Here is a 19,526-nt window from a genome sequence, read left to right as displayed (position 1 = left end):
TGACCGGCCGGGTGGATGCCGCCCGGTTGCGTGCGGCGGCACAGGCCCTGGTCGATCGGTACGAGAACCTGCGTACCGCCTTCGTCACCGACTACGAGGGCAACCCGGTTCAGGTGGTCCTGCAGGATGTGCCGGTCGACTGGACCGAGTACGACCGCAGCAGCACCCGGACGGCCGCCGACCTCATCGAAGCGGACCGGTTGCGGCGCTTCGATCTCGCCGAGCCGCCGCTGCTCCGGTTCACCTTGATCGCGACCGGGCCGGATACCTGGCAGTTCGTGGTGTCGAACCATCACATTCTGCTCGACGGCTGGTCCATGCCGCTGCTCATGCGGGATCTGCTGACGTTGTACGCGGTCCGTGCCGATACCAGTGCGCTGCCGCCGGCCCATTCCTATCGGACCTTCTTGGCATGGGTGGGCCGGCAGGATCGCCAGGTCTCGCTGGAGACCTGGCGGGCGGCGCTGGCGGAGGTCGAGGAACCGACACTGCTCGTCCGCCCCGAAGCGGGCGGCTCCGCACCCGAAATCAACGCGCTGTCGGGTGAGTACGAGTTCGAGCTGGACCCCGCGGCCACCGCCCGGATGACCACGCTGGCCACCGAGGTCGGCGTGACGGCGAACACGGTGCTGCAGGTGGCGTGGGCGGTACTGCTGGGACGTCTGACCGGTCGCGACGATGTGCTGTTCGGCGCCACGGTCTCCGGCCGTCCGCCGGAGCTGGCCGGTGTGGAGACCATGGTCGGGTTGTTCATCAACACGATCCCGGTGCGGGTGCGGTTCGATCGACACGAATCCGTGCGGACAGTGCTGGCCCGGGTCCAGGTCGAACAGGCCGATCTGCTGGATCACCACTATGTGAGCCTTTCCGATATCCACGCCGCGGCCGGGATGGCGGCGCTGTTCGACACCCTGCTGGTGTTCGAGTCGTATCCGGTGGATGCCGAAGGCATCCAGGCGGCTGCCGCCGATATCGACGGAATGACGGTGACCGGCCTCGACGGTGTCGACGCCACGCACTACCCGCTCACCCTCGTCGCCGCACTCGGCGCTACCTTGCGGATCCGGGCCGGGTATCGGCAGGACATGTTCGACGAGGCCGATGTGCGGCGGATCGCGGACCGGTTGGTACGGATGCTGGACGGGATCGTCGCCGATCCGTCTGCCGCCGTCGGTGATATCGAGCTGCTCGACTCGGCGGAACGCGAACTGGTGCTGCACCGCTGGAACGCGACCGGCCGGGCGATCGATGCGCGGTTGCTGCTGGATGAGTTCGCCGGAGCGGTCGGGGCGTATCCGGATCGGGTCGCGGTGTCGTTCGAGGGCGCTGAACTGACCTATGCGGAGTTCGCCGGTCGCGTCAATCGTCTTGCGCGGCTGCTGATTTCCGAGGGCGTGGGCCCCGAGTCGCTGGTCGGGCTGGCGCTGCGGCGCTCGGTGGATCTGGTGGTGGCGATGTACGCGGTCGTCACCGCCGGTGGTGCGTATGTGCCGGTGGATCCCGAGCATCCGGCGGAGCGGACCGCGTATGTGCTCGAGACCGCGCGACCGATCTGTGTACTGACCACGACGTCCGATGCCGGTGCTGTTCCCGAGGGGACAGGTGTGCCGGTGCTCGTCGTGGACGCGCTGGATCTGTCCGGGTACACCGAGGCTCCGGTGACGGATGCCGATCGTCGTGGGCCGTTGCGTGCGTCGAATACGGCGTATGTGATCTTCACGTCGGGTTCGACGGGTCGGCCGAAGGGTGTGGCGGTTTCGCATGCGGCGATCGTGAATCGTCTGGTGTGGATGCAGGCCGAGTACGGTTTGACGTCTTCGGATGTGGTGTTGCAGAAGACGCCGTCGACGTTCGATGTGTCGGTGTGGGAGTTCTTCTGGCCGTTGCAGGTGGGTGCGCGTCTGGTGGTCGCGAAGCCTGATGGGCATCGTGATCCGGAGTACCTGGCGGAGGTCATCGATACCGAGGGCGTGACGGTGGCGCACTTCGTGCCGTCCATGCTCACCGTATTCGTGGCCGCGCTGCCGGGTGCGCCCGTCGATTCGGGCGCACGGTGTGATTCGCTGCGCTTGGTGTTCTCCTCGGGTGAGGCGTTGGCGCCGAAACCGGCGCAGCGGTTGCGGGAGTTGACCGGGACGGCTGTGCACAACCTGTACGGTCCGACCGAGGCCGCGGTCGATGTCACCTTCCATGAGGTGGTCGACGCGGATACGGTGTCGGTGCCGATCGGTGCTCCGGTGTTCAACACTCGCGTGTACGTGCTGGATGCCCGGTTGCGGTCGGTGCCGGTGGGGGTGGCCGGTGAGCTGTATCTCGCGGGTGCGCAGTTGGCGCGCGGGTATGTGGCGCGCCCGGACCTGTCCGCGGATCGGTTCGTGGCGAGCCCGTTCGGCGCCGCCGAGCGGATGTATCGCACCGGTGACCTGGTGCGCTGGACCGCCGCTGGTGAGCTGGAGTATCTGGGTCGTACCGATTTCCAGGTGAAGCTGCGTGGTCTGCGAATCGAACTCGGTGAGATCGAATCCGCGCTGCTGGCGCAGCCGCAGGTGAGACAGGCTGTGGTGACGGTCGCCGCGTCACCGCTGGGCGAACAACTGGTCGCCTATGTGGTGCGCGCGGCGGGCACGCGGATCGAATCCGCGGAATTGCTCGAGGCGCTACGTGCGGTCCTGCCGGCCTATATGGTGCCGGCGACCGTGCTGGAGCTGGACGAGTTCCCGTTGAATCCGTCCGGGAAGCTGGATCGCAAGGCACTGCCGCAGCCGCGGTTCGAGGCGCAGGAGTTCCGGGCGCCGTCGACCCCGATCGAGGAGATCGTGGCCGGTGTCTACGCCGATGTGCTCGGTGCCGAGCGGATCGGCGCCGACGACGACTTCTTCGCCCTCGGCGGCAACTCGCTGATCGCGACCCAGGTCGCGGCCCGGCTCGGCCGGGCGCTGGATGTCGACGTTCCGGTGCGCGTCCTGTTCGAAGCGCCCACCGTGGCCGCCCTGGCCGCGCGCGCGGAACTGCGGTCCGAGGCGGGCGGGCGGGCGGCGCTGGTGCCGCAGCCACGTCCGACCCAGGAACTCGCGACGGGCGAGATCGTGGAGCGGGTGCCGCTGTCGCTGGCGCAGCAGCGGATGTGGTTCCTGAACCGGTTCGATCCGGATTCGTTCGTGGACAACATCCCGGTCGCGGTCCGGTTGTCCGGCGACCTCGACACGGCCGCGCTGCGCGCCGCCGTCGCCGATGTGCTGGCGCGGCACGAATCGCTGCGGACCTTCTACCCGGAGGTCGGCGGGACTCCGTTCCAGCAGGTGCTGCCGACAGCCGAGGTGGCGCTGGAGCTCGCTCCGGTCGAGGTCACGGCGGCAGATCTGCCCGCGCGGCTCGCGGAGTTGGTGACGGCGGGCTTCGATGTCACCTCGAGTGTGCCGTTCCGGGCTCGGCTGTTCCGGCTGGACGCGTCCGACCATGTGCTCGGCTTCGTCGTCCATCACATCTCCGGTGACGGTTTCTCGATGGCGCCGCTGCTGCGCGACGTGGTGACCGCGTACGTGGCACGCACCGCGGGCGATGCCCCCGGCTGGGCGCCGCTGGAGGTGCAGTACGCCGATTTCGCGCTGTGGCAGCGGCAGGTACTGGGTTCGGAGAACGATCCCGAATCGGTGATCAACCAGCAGATCTCGTACTGGTCGCAGGAGCTGGCCGGATTGCCGGATCAGCTGGACCTCCCGGCGGACCGGGCTCGGCCTGCGCTCTCCTCGGGCCGGGGCGCGACCCATATGTTCGAGATCGACGCCGAAACCCATGCCAGGCTGACCGAATTGGCGCGGGCCGAAGGCGCGACCCTGTTCATGGCCGTACACGCGGCGTTCGCGGTACTGCTGTCGCGGTTGTCCGGGGAAACCGATATCGCGATCGGCACTCCGATCGCGGGCCGCGGTGAACGTGCCCTCGACGATCTGATCGGTATGTTCGTCAACACCCTCGTGCTGCGGACACCGGTCGATTCCGGTGCCGGGTTCACCGAGCTGCTGAGTTCGGTGCGCACTGCCGATATCGCCGCGTTCGGGCATGCCGATCTGCCGTTCGAACGTTTGGTGGAGATTCTCAACCCGGTGCGGTCGCAGGCCCGGCATCCGCTGTTCCAGGTGATGCTGGCGCTGCAGAACACCCCGCCGGTGCGCACGGAGCTGTCCGAGCTGTCGGTCAGCGCGGTCGAGATGCCCTTGGAGACCGCGAAATTCGATCTTCAGCTGGATCTGAGCGAGCGGACCGCGACGGCGGGAATCGACGCGGTCTTCACTTATGCGACCGATCTGTTCGATCGCGAGACGGTCGCGCGGTTCGCCCAGCGATTCGTCCGGTTGCTCAAGGCCGTGGTCAAGACTCCGGAACGTCCGCTGGGTGATCTCCCGCTCCTGGACGCGCTGGAAGCATCGGCGGTACTTCGCGGCGGGTACGGCCCGGAGCACGCTGTCGATCCGGCCGCGACCCTGGCCGGTCTGTTCGCCGACCGGGTAGCGCGCACTCCGGCAGCGCCCGCGGTGACGTTCGAGGGGACAGGTCTGTCCTACGCCGAGTTCGCCGGCCGGGTGAACCGGCTGGCGCGGCATCTGATCTCGCTGGGTGTCGGACCGGATGTCCCGGTGGCGCTGGGGATGCGGCGCTCGGTGGACCTGGTCGTGGCGATGTACGCGGTGGTCACCGCCGGTGGCGCGTATGTGCCGCTGGATCCGGAGCAGCCCACCGAGCGCACGGAGTACATCCTGGCCACTGCGGACCCGGTCTGCGTACTGACGAGCTCGAGGGACGAATTCACCACGGCGGAACGTCCGGTGGTGGTCGTCGACGAGATCGATCTGTCGGGCTACGCCGATTCCACCGTCACCGATGGTGATCGGGTGGCGCCGTTGCGGGCGTCGAATACGGCGTATGTGATCTTCACGTCGGGTTCGACGGGTCGGCCGAAGGGTGTGGCGGTTTCGCATGCGGCGATCGTGAATCGTCTGGTGTGGATGCAGGCCGAGTACGGTTTGACGTCTTCGGATGTGGTGTTGCAGAAGACGCCGTCGACGTTCGACGTGTCGGTGTGGGAGTTCTTCTGGCCGTTGCAGGTGGGTGCGCGTCTGGTGGTCGCGAAGCCTGATGGGCATCGTGATCCGGCGTATCTGGCCGGCCTCATCGATGCGGAGCGGGTCTCGGTGGCGCACTTCGTGCCGTCGATGCTGACGGTGTTCGTGGCGGCGCTGTCTGCCGATGCGGCGGCCGGGCGGTGTGATTCGCTGCGCTTGGTGTTCTCTTCGGGTGAGGCGTTGGCGCCGAAACCGGCGCAGCGGTTGCGGGAGTTGACCGGGACGGCTGTGCACAACCTGTACGGCCCCACCGAGGCCGCGGTCGATGTCACCTTCCACGAGGTGACCGATGCCGATATCGCGGTGGTGCCGATCGGTGCTCCGGTGTTCAACACTCGCGTGTACGTGCTCGATGCCCGGTTGCGGCCGGTGCCGGTGGGTGTCGCGGGTGAGTTGTATCTGTCGGGTGCGCAGCTGGCGCGCGGGTATGTGGCGCGGCCGGATCTGTCGGCGGATCGGTTCGTGGCCGATCCCTTCGAGACCGCCGAGCGGATGTATCGCACTGGTGACCTGGTGCGCTGGACCGCCGCTGGTGAGCTGGAGTATCTGGGTCGTACCGATTTCCAGGTGAAGCTGCGTGGTCTGCGGATCGAACTCGGTGAGATCGAAACCGCGCTGACCGAGGTCGACGAGGTCGCGCAGGCCGTGGTGGTGCTCCGCGGTGACGCGCGCACCGGCGATCAGCTGGTCGGCTATGTGGTGCCGGCCGCGGGTGCCGTGGTCGAGAACGATTCACTGCGCACCGCCCTGTCGGGGCGGTTGCCCTCGTACATGGTGCCCGCGGCGTTCGTGGTGCTCGACGCCTTCCCGTTGAATGCCAGCGGCAAGCTCGATCGCCGGGCGCTGCCCGAACCGGTCTTCGCGGCCCGGGCGTTCCGGGCACCGTCCACCCCGATCGAGGAGATCGTGGCGGCGACCTTCGCCGATGTGCTGGATGTGGAGCGGGTCGGCGCGGACGACGACTTCTTCGAGCTGGGTGGTAACTCCCTGGTCGGTATGCAGGTCGCTGCCCGGATCGGCGCCGCTCTCGGTACCCAGGTGCCGGTCCGCGCGCTGTTCGAGGCGCCGACCGTGGCCGCGCTCGCCCTCCGGGTCGAGGAGTCCGGGACCCGGTCCCGGCCGGAACTGGTGGCCGGACCGCGGCCGGAACAGGTGCCGCTGTCCTACGCGCAGTCGCGGATGTGGTTCCTGAACCAGTACGACACCTCGTCGGCGGCCTACAACCTGCCGATGGCGATCCGCCTCAGCGGTGACCTCGATGTGGCGGCGTTGCGTGCGGCGCTGGGCGATGTGGTGGCCCGGCACGAATCGCTGCGGACCCGGTACCCGGAGCAGGGCGGCCGGCCGGTGCAGTTGATCCTGCCGGCCGACCGGGCTGTGCCGGCACTGGAGCCGGAGCAGGTGTCCGCGGACGAGGTGGCGGCCGCGGTCGCCGAATTCGCGGCGACCGGTTTCGACGTGGCCGCCGCAGTGCCGTTGCGGGTCCGTCTCTTCGCCGTCGCGCCCACGGAGTTCGTGCTGGTCGTGGTGCTGCACCACATCTCCGGTGACGGTTTCTCGCTGGCGCCGCTTTCGCGTGATGTGATGACCGCGTACGCGGCCCGTGCCCAGGGCGAGCTGCCGGGCTGGGAGCCGCTGTCGGTGCAATACGCCGACTACACGCTGTGGCAGCGGCAGGTGCTGGGCGCCGAGGACGATTCGGATACCCCGATGGCCCAGCAGATCGCGTTCTGGCAGGACACGCTCGCGGATCTACCCGACGAGCTGGTGCTGCCCACCGACCGGCCCCGCCCCGCGGTGGCGTCGCTGCGCGGCGCCAGGGTGCACGGCGAGCTGGACACCGAGCTGGTGCGGAATCTGAACGCCCTGGCGCGCACCCGTGGCGCGTCGATGTTCATGGTGCTGCACGCCGGATTGGCGGCGTTGCTGGCGCGATTGTCCGGTAGCGGCGATATCGCGATCGGTACGCCGATCGCGGGTCGTGGTGAGCAGGCTCTCGACGATCTGGTCGGTATGTTCGTCAATACGCTGGTGCTGCGGACCGAGGTCGGGTCGGGCGAGACCTTCACCGATCTGGTGGATCGGGCCCGCCGGGCGGATCTGGACGCGTTCGGGCATGCGGACGTGCCGTTCGAGCGTCTGGTGGACCTGCTGGCGCCGGAGCGTTCGCAGGCCCGCAACCCGCTGTTCCAGGTGGCGCTGTCGTTCCAGAACCAGGAAGCACCGGTCCTGGACCTGGCCGGGCTGACCGTCGCCGGGCTGGAGATCGCCGACGATGTGGCTCGCTTCGACCTCCAGTTCTCGCTGTTCGAAAACGGTTCGGGCGGGATGGAACTGGTGGTGAACTACGCCACCGAACTGTTCGACGAAGCCACCGCGTCTACGATGATCACCCGGTTCCGGCGGTTGCTGTCCGCGGTGGCCGCCGACCCGGATGTGGTGCTGGGTGATCTCGAACTCCTCGATCCGAGCGAACGGCGTGAGGTCCTGGCCCGCACGGGTGGTCCGGCGGTGGCGGCGCGGACATTGCCGGAGCTGCTGGCCGATGCCGTAGCGGTGGATCCGTCGGCGCCGGCGGTGGTGTTCGAGGGTGTCCGGTATTCCTATGGTGAGTTCGACGAGCGGTCGAACCGGTTGGCGCAGGTGTTGATCGAGCGTTGCCTGGGTGCTGAGGATCTGGTGGCGGTGGCGATGCCGCGGTCGGCGGATTCGGTGCTGGCCGAATGGGCCGTCACGAAGTCGGGTGCGGCGTTCCTGCCGATCGATCCGACCTATCCGGCGGACCGGATCGCGCATATGCTCACCGATTCGGGTGCGCCGGCGGGTATCACCGTGTCGAGTGTGCGGGCTGATCTGCCGGATTCGGTGGATTGGCTGGTCCTCGACGAGTTGGATCTCGGGAGTTATCCGGCCGATCCGATCACCGATGCCGATCGGGTGTGGCCGTTGAACCCGGCCGATACCGCCTATGTCATCTATACCTCGGGTTCCACGGGTCTCCCCAAGGGTGTTGTGGTCTCTCATGCGGGTTTGGCGAATTTCAGTGCTGAGCAGGTGGAGCGCTATCGGTTGACCGCGGATTCGCGGGCGCTGGCGTTCGCGTCGCCGTCGTTCGATGCCTCGATCCTGGAGTTGCTGCTGGCGGTCGGGTCGGCGGGTGCGCTGGTTGTAGTGCCGACAGGTACTTACGGTGGTGCCGAACTGGGTGAGCTGATCGCCCGCGAGGGTGTCACGGTCGGTTTGATCACGCCGTCTGTGCTGGCGTCGCTGGATCCGGCCGATCTCGCCGGGATGGAAGTGATCATCGCCGGTGGTGAGGCTGTTTCGGCGGATCTGGTGGCGAAGTGGTCGTCCACGCCGGAGGGCGGGGTCGCGCGTCGCTTCCACAATGCCTACGGTCCGACCGAGGCGACGGTTGCCACGAACATCAGCGGTGTGCTGGGTGCCGGTGACCGGGTCACGATCGGTGGTCCGGTGCGGGGTATGCGCACGCTGGTGCTGGATGACCGGTTGAATCCGGTGCCGGAGGGTGTGGCCGGTGAGTTGTATGTCGGTGGTGTCCAGTTGGCGCGTGGTTATCACGCGCGGGTGGGTTTGACTGCTGAGCGTTTTGTGGCCGATCCGTTCGGTGAGCCCGGGTCGCGGTTGTATCGCACGGGTGACATCGTGCGGTGGCAGCGCGACGCGGCTGGTGATCCGGCGGTGGAGTATGTGGGCCGTAACGATTTCCAGGTCAAGGTTCGTGGTTTCCGGATCGAGCTGGGTGAGATCGACGCGGCGCTGACCGGGCACGAGACGGTGGACTTCGCGGTCACCACAGGTCACAAGAACGCCGCGGGCGCGGTCTCGCTGGTGTCGTACGTGGTACCGGCGCCCGGCGTCACGGTGGATGTCCCGGCGGTGACCGGGTATGTCGCCGAGCGGCTGCCCGACTACATGGTGCCGGCGGCCGTCATGGTCATCGACCGGATCCCGCTGACCCCAGCCGGGAAGCTGGATCGCAAAGCCCTGCCCGAGCCGGTGTTCCAGGCGCGTACCGCCTTCCGCGGGGCGCGCACGCCGGTCGAGCAGATCATCGCCGAGGTCTTCGCCGAGGTGCTGGGTGTGGACCGGGTGGGTGTGGACGATTCGTTCTTCGCCCTCGGCGGCGACAGCATCGTCTCCATTCAGCTCGTGTCCCGCGCCAAGGCACGCGGCGTGGTCTTCACCCCGCGGCACGTCTTCGAACAGCGGACGGTGGCCGGGCTGGCCTCGATCGCCGAAGCCGCGGACGCCGACACCGTGACGCCCACGCTCGTCGAAATGCCCGGCGGCGGGGTCGGCACCATGCCGCTGACCCCGATCGTGCGGTTCATGGCCGAACGGCCCGGCTCCTTCGGCCGGTTCCACCAGCTCATCACCCTGGACCTCCCGATCGGTATCGACCGGGAAACCATTGCCGCCGTGGTGGGCCCGGTCGTCGACCGGCACGATATGTTGCGGTCGCGGCTGTACTCCACCGACGGCGACTGGATCGTGGCCACCGCCGAACCGGGCAGCCTCGACGTGGACGCGCTGATCGACCACACCGTGTTCGACAGCGCCGTCACCGGTGACGAACTGTCCGCGATCGCCACGGCCGCGACCGATTCCGCCTTGGACCGGCTCGATCCCGAGCACGGTGTGGTGGTCCGGTTCGTCTGGCTGGAACCGGATACCGCCGAGCGGCAGGGGCATCTGGTGGTCATCGTGCACCACCTCGCGGTCGACGGTGTGTCGTGGCGTGTCCTGGTACCCGATCTCGTGCTGTCCGCCGTGGCGCGCAGCGCCGGCCAGATCCCCGAACTCCCCGCGCCGGTCACCTCCGTGCGGACCTGGGCGCATGCGCTGGAGCGCAACGCCCACAGCGCGGAGCGGCTCGCGGAACTGGAGTACTGGCGGACCGTCGCCGGCACCGCCGACCCGCTGCTCACCGAGCGTCGGATGGATCCGGCGGTGGATACTTCCGGAGCCGTCGCGGTACACGCGGTGCGGGTATCGCCGGAGGTCACCCAGACGCTGCTCACCACCGTGCCGGCGCTGTTCCACGGCGGTGTGAACGACGGTCTGCTCACCGCACTCGTCCTGGCGACCGCCGCCTGGCGGACGCGGCGCGTGCCCGGAGTGCCGCTGGACGATCCGCTGTTGATCCGGCTCGAGGGCCACGGCCGTGAGGAAGAGATCGTGCCCGGGGCCGATCTGTCCCGTACGGTCGGCTGGTTCACCGCGCTCTTCCCGGTGCGGTTCGAGACGGCGGGTATCGATATCGAGGCCGCCCTCGCCGGCGGGCCGGAACTGGGCGCCGCACTCAAGCTGGTCAAGGAGCAATTGCTCGCGGTGCCGGACAAGGGCGTCGGGTACGGCCTGCTGCGGTACATGAACTCCGACACCGCCGCCGACTTCCCCCGGGAGATGCCGGGCCAGGTGAACTTCAACTATCTGGGTCGTGTCGGCGCCGGTGAGATCCCCGACGATATGCACGGTTTCGGCTGGCTCCCGGCGACCGGACTGACCGTGGACGTCGGTTACGACCCGGATATGCCGGCCATGGCACTGCTGGATATCAACGCCATCGTGGCCGGCGATACCCTGACCGCGCGCATCGGCTACCCGGCCACCCTGCTGTCGCCGGACGAGGCCGCCGAATTCGGTGACCTGTGGGTGCGGGCGCTGGAAGCGGTTGCCCGCCATGCCGGTTCCGTGGACGCGGGCGGCCATACGCCGTCGGACTTCCCGCTGGTCGCGGTATCGCAGCCGGATATCGAGAGCATCGAGGAACGTTTCCCGATGCCGGTCGCCGATATGTGGCCGCTGTCCTCGCTACAGGCCGGGATGCTGTTCCACGCACAACTCGCCGCCACTTCGGTGGACGTGTACACCGCGCAGGCGGTGCTCACGCTGACCGGGCGGGTCGACGCCGAACGGCTCCGGGCGGCCGCACAGGCCCTGGTGGACCGTTACGAGAACCTGCGCACGGTTTTCGTCACCGGCCGGGCGGGCGATTCGGTGCAGGTTGTGCTCGATGAGGTGCGGGCCGACTGGACCGAACACGACCGTAGTGCCACCGGCACGGCCGAGGACCTCGTCGACGCCGACCGGCTGCGACGCTTCGATCTCACCGAACCGGGGCTGATCAGGTTCACCCTGATCAAGACCGGACCGGATACCTGGCAGTTCGTGGTGTCCAATCATCACATCGTGCTGGACGGCTGGTCCATGCCGCTGCTCATGCGGGATCTGCTGGCGCTGTACGCCGTGCGTGCCGACGGCACCGCGCTGCCCGCGGCCCGCTCCTACCGGCACTTCCTGGACTGGGTCGGCCGGCAGGATCACCGGGCGTCGCTGGCGGTGTGGACCGAGGCGATGGCCGGGGTGAGTGAACCGACCCTGCTCAGCCGCCCGGAATCCGGCGGTGGCGATTCCGCCCACGAGATCGAAGCCCTGTCGAGCGAATACCTGTTCGAGCTGGACACCGCGGCCACGGCGCGGATCACCGCGCTGGCCGCCGAACTCGGTATCACCGCCAACACGGTGTTGCAGGTGGCATGGGCGGTACTGCTCGGCCGGATCACCGCCCGCGACGATGTGCTGTTCGGCGCTACCGTCTCCGGTCGCCCGCCGCAGCTGGCCGGGGTGGAGACCATGGTCGGGCTGTTCATCAACACCGTGCCGGTGCGGGTGCGGTTCGATCAGAGCGAACCCGCCCGCGCACTGCTCACCCGGACCCAGGGTGAACAGGCCGATCTGCTGGACCACCACTATGTGGGTCTGGCGGATATCCAGGGCGCGGCCGGAGTGGCGACTCTGTTCGACACCCTGCTGGTGTTCGAGTCGTATCCGGTGGACGCCGAGGGGATCCAGGCGCAGGCCACCGATATCGACGGGATGGCGGTGACCGGGCTGAGCGCGATCGACGCCACCCACTACCCGCTGAGCCTGATCGCCTCGCTGGGCAGCACGCTGCGGATTCGGGCCGGCTATCTGCAGGACATGTTCGACGAGCCCGCTGTGCGGCGCATCGCCGACCAGCTGGTGCGGGTGCTCACCGCGATCACCACCGCACCGGACCGGCCGCTCGGCGAGATCGATCTGCTCGACGGTGCGGAACGCGAGCTCATGCTGCGCCGGTGGAACGACACCGCGCATCCCGTCGATTCCGCCGCGACCCTGGTGTCGATGTTCGACGCGCAGCTCGCCCGGACTCCGGACGCGCCCGCGCTCACCTTCGGTGACCGGACCCTGTCGTACGCCGAGTTCGCCGGGCGGGTGAACCCGCTGGCGCGGTGGATGATCGACCGCGGGGTGGGGCCGGAATCGTATGTGGCTCTGGGAATGCGGCGTTCGATCGACCTGGTGGTCGGTATGTACGCGGTCGCTCTCGCCGGTGGCGCCTACGTACCGCTGGATCCGGATCATCCGGCCGAGCGCACGGAGTACATCCTGGCCACCGCGGACCCGGTCTGTGTCCTGACTTCCGGGGACGACCTGCCGATCGATACCGCCCAGGTGCGGATCGACAAGCTGGATCTGTCTGGGTACGCCGGTACCGCGGTCACCGATGCCGATCGTCGTGCGCCGTTGCGGGCGTCGAATACGGCGTATGTGATCTTCACGTCGGGTTCGACGGGTCGGCCGAAGGGTGTGGCGGTTTCGCATGCGGCGATCGTGAATCGTCTGGTGTGGATGCAGGCCGAGTACGGTTTGGCCGCGTCGGATGTGGTGTTGCAGAAGACTCCGTCGACGTTCGATGTGTCGGTGTGGGAGTTCTTCTGGCCGTTGCAGGTGGGTGCGCGTCTGGTGGTCGCGAAGCCTGATGGGCATCGTGATCCGGAGTACCTGGCCGGCCTCATCGATGCGGAGCGGGTCTCGGTGGCGCACTTCGTGCCGTCGATGCTCACCGTTTTCGTGGCCGCCCTGCCCGGCGAAACAGGTGCGCAGGCGTGCGCCTCGTTGCGTCTGGTGTTCTCCTCCGGTGAGGCGTTGCCGGGCCGCCCCGCGCAGCGGTTGCGGGAGCTGACCGGGACGGCTGTGCACAACCTGTACGGTCCGACCGAGGCCGCGGTCGATGTCACCTTCCACGAGGTGACCGATGCCGATACCGCGATGGTGCCGATCGGTGTGCCGGTGTTCAACACGCAGGTGTACGTGCTGGATGCCCGGTTGCGGCCGGTGCCGGTGGGTGTCGCCGGGGAGCTGTATCTGGCCGGAACCCAGCTGGCGCGCGGCTACGTGGCGCGGCCGGACCTGAGCGCGGACCGCTTCGTGGCGAACCCCGACGGTGCCGGCGAGCGGATGTACCGCACCGGCGACGTCGTGCGCTGGAACTCTGCCGGTGAACTCGAATACGTGGGCCGCTCCGACTTCCAGGTGAAGCTGCGTGGTCTGCGGATCGAACTCGGTGAGATCGAAACCGCGCTGACCGATATCGACGAGGTCGGCCAGGCCGTGGTGGTACTGCGCGGCGACGCGCGCACCGGCGACCAGCTCGTCGGCTACCTGGTGCCTGCGGCGGGAGCGCTGCTCGATATCGAAGATGTGCGGGAAGATCTGTCCGCGCGCCTGCCGTCCTATATGGTGCCCGCCGCCTTCGTGGCGCTCGACGAGCTGCCGCTGGGCGCCAGCGGCAAGCTCGACCGCCGGGCGCTGCCGGCTCCGGTGTTCGAGACCCGGGTCTTCCGGGCGCCCTCGACCCCGATCGAGGAGATCGTGGCGGCGACATTCGCCGCGGTCCTCGGGGTCGAGCGGGTCGGCGCGGACGACGATTTCTTCGCCCTGGGCGGTAATTCGCTGAGTGCGACCCGGGTGGCGGCGCGGTTGTCGGCGGCGCTGGACACCGACCTCCCCGTGCGCGAACTGTTCGAGGCCTCGACGGTGGCCGCGCTGGCGGCTCGCGCCGAAACGCATTCCGGTGCGGGCGGCCGGGTCCCGCTGGTGCCGCAGCCGCGGCCGACCCAGACCCTGCCCTCGGGTGAGGTCGTGGAGCGGGCGCCGCTGTCGTTGGCACAGCAGCGGATGTGGTTCCTGAACCGGTTCGATCCGGAATCGGCCGCGGACAATCTGCCGATCGCGGTGCGTTTGTCGGGTCTGCTGGACCGGCAGGCCATGCAGATCGCCATCGCCGATGTGCTGGCGCGGCACGAATCGCTGCGCACGTACTACCCCGAGGTGGACGGGACACCGTTCCAGCAGGTGGTGCCGACCTCGGCGGTGATCCCCGATCTGACCCCGGTCGATGTTTCGGAAACCGACCTGCTCGCCCGGGTGGCCGAATTCGTCTCCGCCGGATTCGATGTCACCGCGGGTGTGCCGTTCCGGGTCCGGTTGTTCGAAGTGGACCCGACCGAGCATGTGCTGGTGCTCGTCGTGCACCACATCTCGTCGGACGGTTTCTCGATGGGACCGCTGACCCGCGATGTGATCACCGCCTACGCCGCCCGTATCGACGGCGGCGAGCCGGGCTGGCGCCCGCTCGACGTGCAGTACGCGGACTACGCACTGTGGCAGCGGCAGGTATTGGGTTCGGAGGACGACCCCGATTCGGTGCTCGCCGCGCAGCTCGCGTACTGGTCGACGGGCCTGGCGGGTATTCCGGAGCAGCTGGACCTCCCGGCCGACCGGCCGCGGCCCGCCGTGGCCTCCGGCCGGGGCGCCGCTCTCACCTTCGAGATCGACGATGCGGTGCATGCCGAACTGGTCGAACTGGCACGCCGCCGTGGCGTGACCTTCTTCATGGTCGTGCATGCCGCGTTCGCGGTGCTGCTGTCACGGTTGTCGGGCGAATCCGACATCGTCGTCGGAACACCGGTCGCCGGGCGCGGTGAACGTGCGCTCGACGATGTGATCGGCATGTTCGTCAACACCCTGGCGCTGCGTACCCCGATCGACTCCGGTGCCGGTTTCGCCGAGCTGCTCGAATCCGTGCGCGGTACCGATGTGGCCGCGTTCGGGCACGCTGATGCGCCGTTCGAGCGATTGGTGGAGGTGCTGAATCCGGCGCGGTCGACCGCGCGGCACCCGCTGTTCCAGGTGATGCTGTCGTTGCAGAACAACAACCCGCGGGTCAGCGGCGAGCTGCCGGGGTTGGCGATCAGCGGTATCGAATCACCTATCGAGACAGCGAAATTCGATCTGCAGCTGGAACTGGCCGAACGAATCGGCCCGGCCGAGTCGGCGGCGAATATCGCCCGCGGAGTCACCGCCAAGTTCATCTACGCCACGGATCTGTTCGACGAGGCCACGGTGGCCGGTTTCGCCGATCGGTTCACCCGGTTGCTGGCCGCGGTCGTGGCCGATCCGTCGGTACCGGTCGGGGATCTGGAGATCCTGGCACCGGCCGAGCGGACGCGAGTCCTGACCGGCTGGAACGCCACCGGGCAACCGGTGTCCGCGGCGGTGCTGCTCGACGGATTCGCGCGAGCGGTCGCCGAGTACCCGGACCGGGTCGCGGTGAGTTCCGGCGGTACCGAGGTCACGTACGCGGAACTGGATGGCCGGGTCAACCGTCTGGCCAGGTATCTGATCGCGCAGGGCGTGGGCCCGGAGTCGCTGGTCGGGCTGCTGGTGTCGCGGTCGCTGGACCTGGTGGTCGGTATGTACGCCGTCGCCGCCGCGGGCGGGGCCTACGTACCCCTGGACCCGGCCCATCCGGCCGAACGGATCCGGCACATCCTGGATACCGCGGCGCCGGTGTGCGTGCTGTCGACTACGGCCGACGCCGGGGCGCTCGGCACGGACGTGCCGGTATCGACGGTGGACACCCTGGACGTCAGCGGGTATTCCGATACCCCGATCACCGATGCCGACCGGGTCGCACCGTTGCGTTCCGGCAACACCGCGTATGTGATCTTCACGTCCGGTTCGACGGGCCGGCCGAAGGGCGTGGCGGTCTCGCACGCGGCGGTCGCCAATCAGATCGCGTGGATCGTGGGCGAATACGGTATCGATCGCGACGATGTGGTGCTGTTCAAGACCCCGGCGACCTTCGATGTCTCGGTGTGGGAGTTGTTCGCGCCGTTGACGGTCGGTGCGCGCATGGTGGTCGCCGAACCGGACGGCCACCGCGATCCGCAGTATCTGGCGGCGGTGATCGCCGAGCAGGGTGTGACGGCGACGTCGTTCGTGCCGTCGATGCTGTCGGTGTTCACCGAGAGCGCGGCCGCCGTCCCGGGCGCGTGGTCGTCGCTGCGGATGCTGTTCGTGGCCGGTGAAGCCTTCACCGGGGACGTGGTCGCGGCGGTGCGCCGGGTCAGTGATGTGGCGCTGTACAACCTCTACGGCCCGACCGAGTTCACCGTGCACGCCACGCACGCGGTCGCCGAGAATGTATCCGGTGCCGTCCCCATCGGCGGCCCGGTGTGGAACGCGCAGGCCTACGTGCTGGATTCGCGGCTGCGGCCGGTACCGGCGGGTGTCACCGGTGAGCTCTACCTGGCCGGTGCGCAGTTGGCACGCGGTTATGTGGGCCGGCCGGATCTGAGCGCGGACCGGTTCGTGGCGAGCCCGTTCGGTACCGGTGAACGTATGTACCGCACCGGCGACGTCGTGCGCTGGACCGCGACCGGTGCGCTGGTCTATGTGGGCCGTTCCGACTTCCAGGTGAAGGTGCGCGGCCAGCGCATCGAACTGGGCGAGATCGAGGCGGCGCTCACCGATCACGACACGGTGGCGCGCGCGGTGGTCGTCGCGAAGGCGGATCCGAATACAGGTGACCGGCTCGTCGGCTACGTGGTGCCCGCCAAGGACACCGTGGTCGACACCGCGGAGCTGCGCACCCGGTTGACCGACCGGTTGCCGGCCTACATGGTCCCGGCCGTGTTCGTGGTGCTCGACGAGTTGCCGCTGAACGCGTCCGGCAAGCTGGATCGCAAGGCGTTGCCGGAACCGGTGTTCGAGACCCGGGAATTCCGGGCGCCCTCGACCCCGATCGAGGAAATCGTGGCCGGGGTCTACGCCGATGTGCTCGAGATCGACCGGGTCGGCGCGGACGACGATTTCTTCGCCCTGGGCGGTAACTCGCTGATCGCGACCCAGGTCGCGGCTCGGCTCGGCGCGGCGCTGGACACCACCGTCGCGGTGCGGGCCTTGTTCGAGGCCTCTACCGTGTCCGCCCTGGCGGTGCGGGTCGAACAGCACGCCGGAACCGGTGGTCGCCGGGCCCTCGAGGTCGGACCGCGGCCGGAGCGGCTCCCGTTGTCGCTGGCCCAGCAGCGGATGTGGCTGATCAACCAGTTCGATCCGAGCTCGGCCGCTTACAACATTCCGCTGGCGATCCGCCTGTCCGGTGCTCTCGATATCGCGGCCATGCGCGCGGCGGTATCGGATGTGCTGGAGCGGCACGAATCGCTGCGCACCCGGTACCCGGCGGATGCCGACGGCCTCCCGTACCAGGAGATCCTGCCGGTCGCGGAGGTGCTGCGCGGCGGACTGATCACCGCCTCGGCCGCGGATCCGCTCACCCGGATCGGCGAATTGATGTCGGCCGGTTTCGATGTCACCCAGCAGGTTCCGGTCCGGGCACTGCTGCTCGAAACCGGATCCGACGAGCATGTGCTCGCGTTCGTCGCGCACCATATCGCGGCCGACGGTGCCTCGATGGCGCCGCTGGCGCGGGATCTGGTGACGGCCTATCTCGCTCGTAAGGGCGGCGATGCGCCGGGCTGGTCGCCGTTGCCGGTGCAGTACGCGGACTTCGCGCTGTGGCAGCGTTCGGTGGTCGGTGACGAGACCGACGCGACCTCGGTGGCAGCCGGTCAGCTGGCCTACTGGCAGAAACAGCTCGACGGTGTCGCCGGAGATATCGAACTACCGCTGGACCGGCCGCGTCCGCCGCTGCCGTCGCTGCGCGGTGGGCTGACGAGTTTCGCGGTGGACGCCGAGGTGCACCGGTTGCTGGACGAGTCCGCGCGAGCCCGTGGCGTGACCTTGTTCATGGTGATGCACGCGGCGGTGGCGGTGCTGCTGTCCCGGCTCACCAATACCGGTGACATCGTGGTGGGCACCCCGATCGCCGGACGCGGGGAGCAGGAGCTCGACGATCTGGTCGGTATGTTCGTCAACACCCTGGCGCTGCGCACCCGGGTGGAACCGACGATGACCTTCGCCGATCTGCTGGATCAGGCCCGCGAAACGGATCTGTCGGCCTTCGCCAATGCCGATATCCCGTTCGAACGGGTGGTGGAATCGGTGCTGCCGGGGCGGGCCACCGCGCACAACCCGCTGCTGAGCGTGGTGCTGGCCTTCCAGAACACCGAGCAGCCCACCCTGGACCTGCCCGGGTTGACCGTGCAGGCACTGGGTGAGCAGGCGCTCGCCGCGAAGTTCGATCTGCAGATCGGTATCGACCCGCAGCGGGCTGCGGACGGCGGTTTCGGGGAACTGTGGTCGGTGTTCGGCTATGCCACCGACCTGTTCGACGAAGCGACCGTGCAGTCCTTCGGTCGCCGGTTCGAACGGATCCTCGCCGCGGTGGCGGCCGATCCGCAGATCCGGCTGGCCGATATCGATATCCTCGATACCGCCGAACGTGACCGGATGGCCGCCCCCGCCCAGCAGGTGGCGCCCGCGGCCACCACCGGTACCGCGCTGCCGCAGACGCTGCGCGCATCGGTGGAAGACGATCCGGAGGCACCCGCGCTGGTGTGGGGTGACAACGAGATCACCTATCAGGAGCTGGACGCGCGTTCGTCGCGGCTGGCCCGGGTCCTGATCGCACGTGGTCACGGGCCGGGTACGGGTGTGGTGACGCGGCTCGGCCGCGGGGTCGACGCGGCGGTCACCACCTGGGCGGTGCTCAAGGCGGGTGCGGCGCTGGTACCGGTCGACGCGGTGGCTGCCGCCGCGGCCACGGGCCTGCCGATCGAGGCCGGGATCGCGGCGGGTTCGCCGCCGGACGTGCCGGAACTCACCTGGCTGGCCCTCGACGATCCGGAGACTGTGGCGGAGATCGCGGCGCAGTCCTCCCGCCCGGTGACCTACGCCGACCGGGTCCGGCCGCTGCAGGGCGGCGATCCGGCAAGCGTCACCGTCGGTGGTCGTGTCCTTTCGTACGACGAATTGGCGGCAGTGGTGGCCGAGGTGCACACCGCCACCGAGCTGACCTACGAATCCCGCACCTTCCGGTACGGCCGGACCGACGGTCCGGCCGCGGTGGTCGAGATCGTGGCCGCCGGCGCGGTGGGCGCGGCGGTGGTGCTGGTCACCGAGGTGACCGGCGAAACGCTCGGCGACGAATGGGTCACACACCTGTGGATCGACCGCGCGGGCCTGGACGCGCTGGATCCCGGCGCCCTGGAGGATCTGTCCGCGCTGGTCCTGGAGGAGAACGGACAGCCGGTCGGGCCGTGGGCCGAGGTGGAGCAGGTGCTCGAACTGAGCGCGCTGCTGGACTGA

General features: G+C 68.6%; 1 protein-coding gene (cut by a window edge). It reads left to right on the top strand.

Annotation, left to right across the window (positions count from 1 at the left end):
* Positions 1-19,526, top strand: part of the annotated coding region (locus IEY68_RS33365; RefSeq protein ID WP_189094632.1) for a non-ribosomal peptide synthase/polyketide synthase (this coding region is incomplete at its 5' end). 21,016 nt of the annotated region lie to the left of the window's left edge; 19,526 of its 40,542 annotated nt are in view.

The sequence above is a fragment of the Nocardia jinanensis genome (assembly GCF_014645735.1).
GTDB classification, from domain to species: Bacteria; Actinomycetota; Actinomycetes; order Mycobacteriales; family Mycobacteriaceae; genus Nocardia; species Nocardia jinanensis.
Note: the sequence above shows the minus strand (reverse complement) of the source record. Positions and strands in the feature narration are given on the sequence as shown.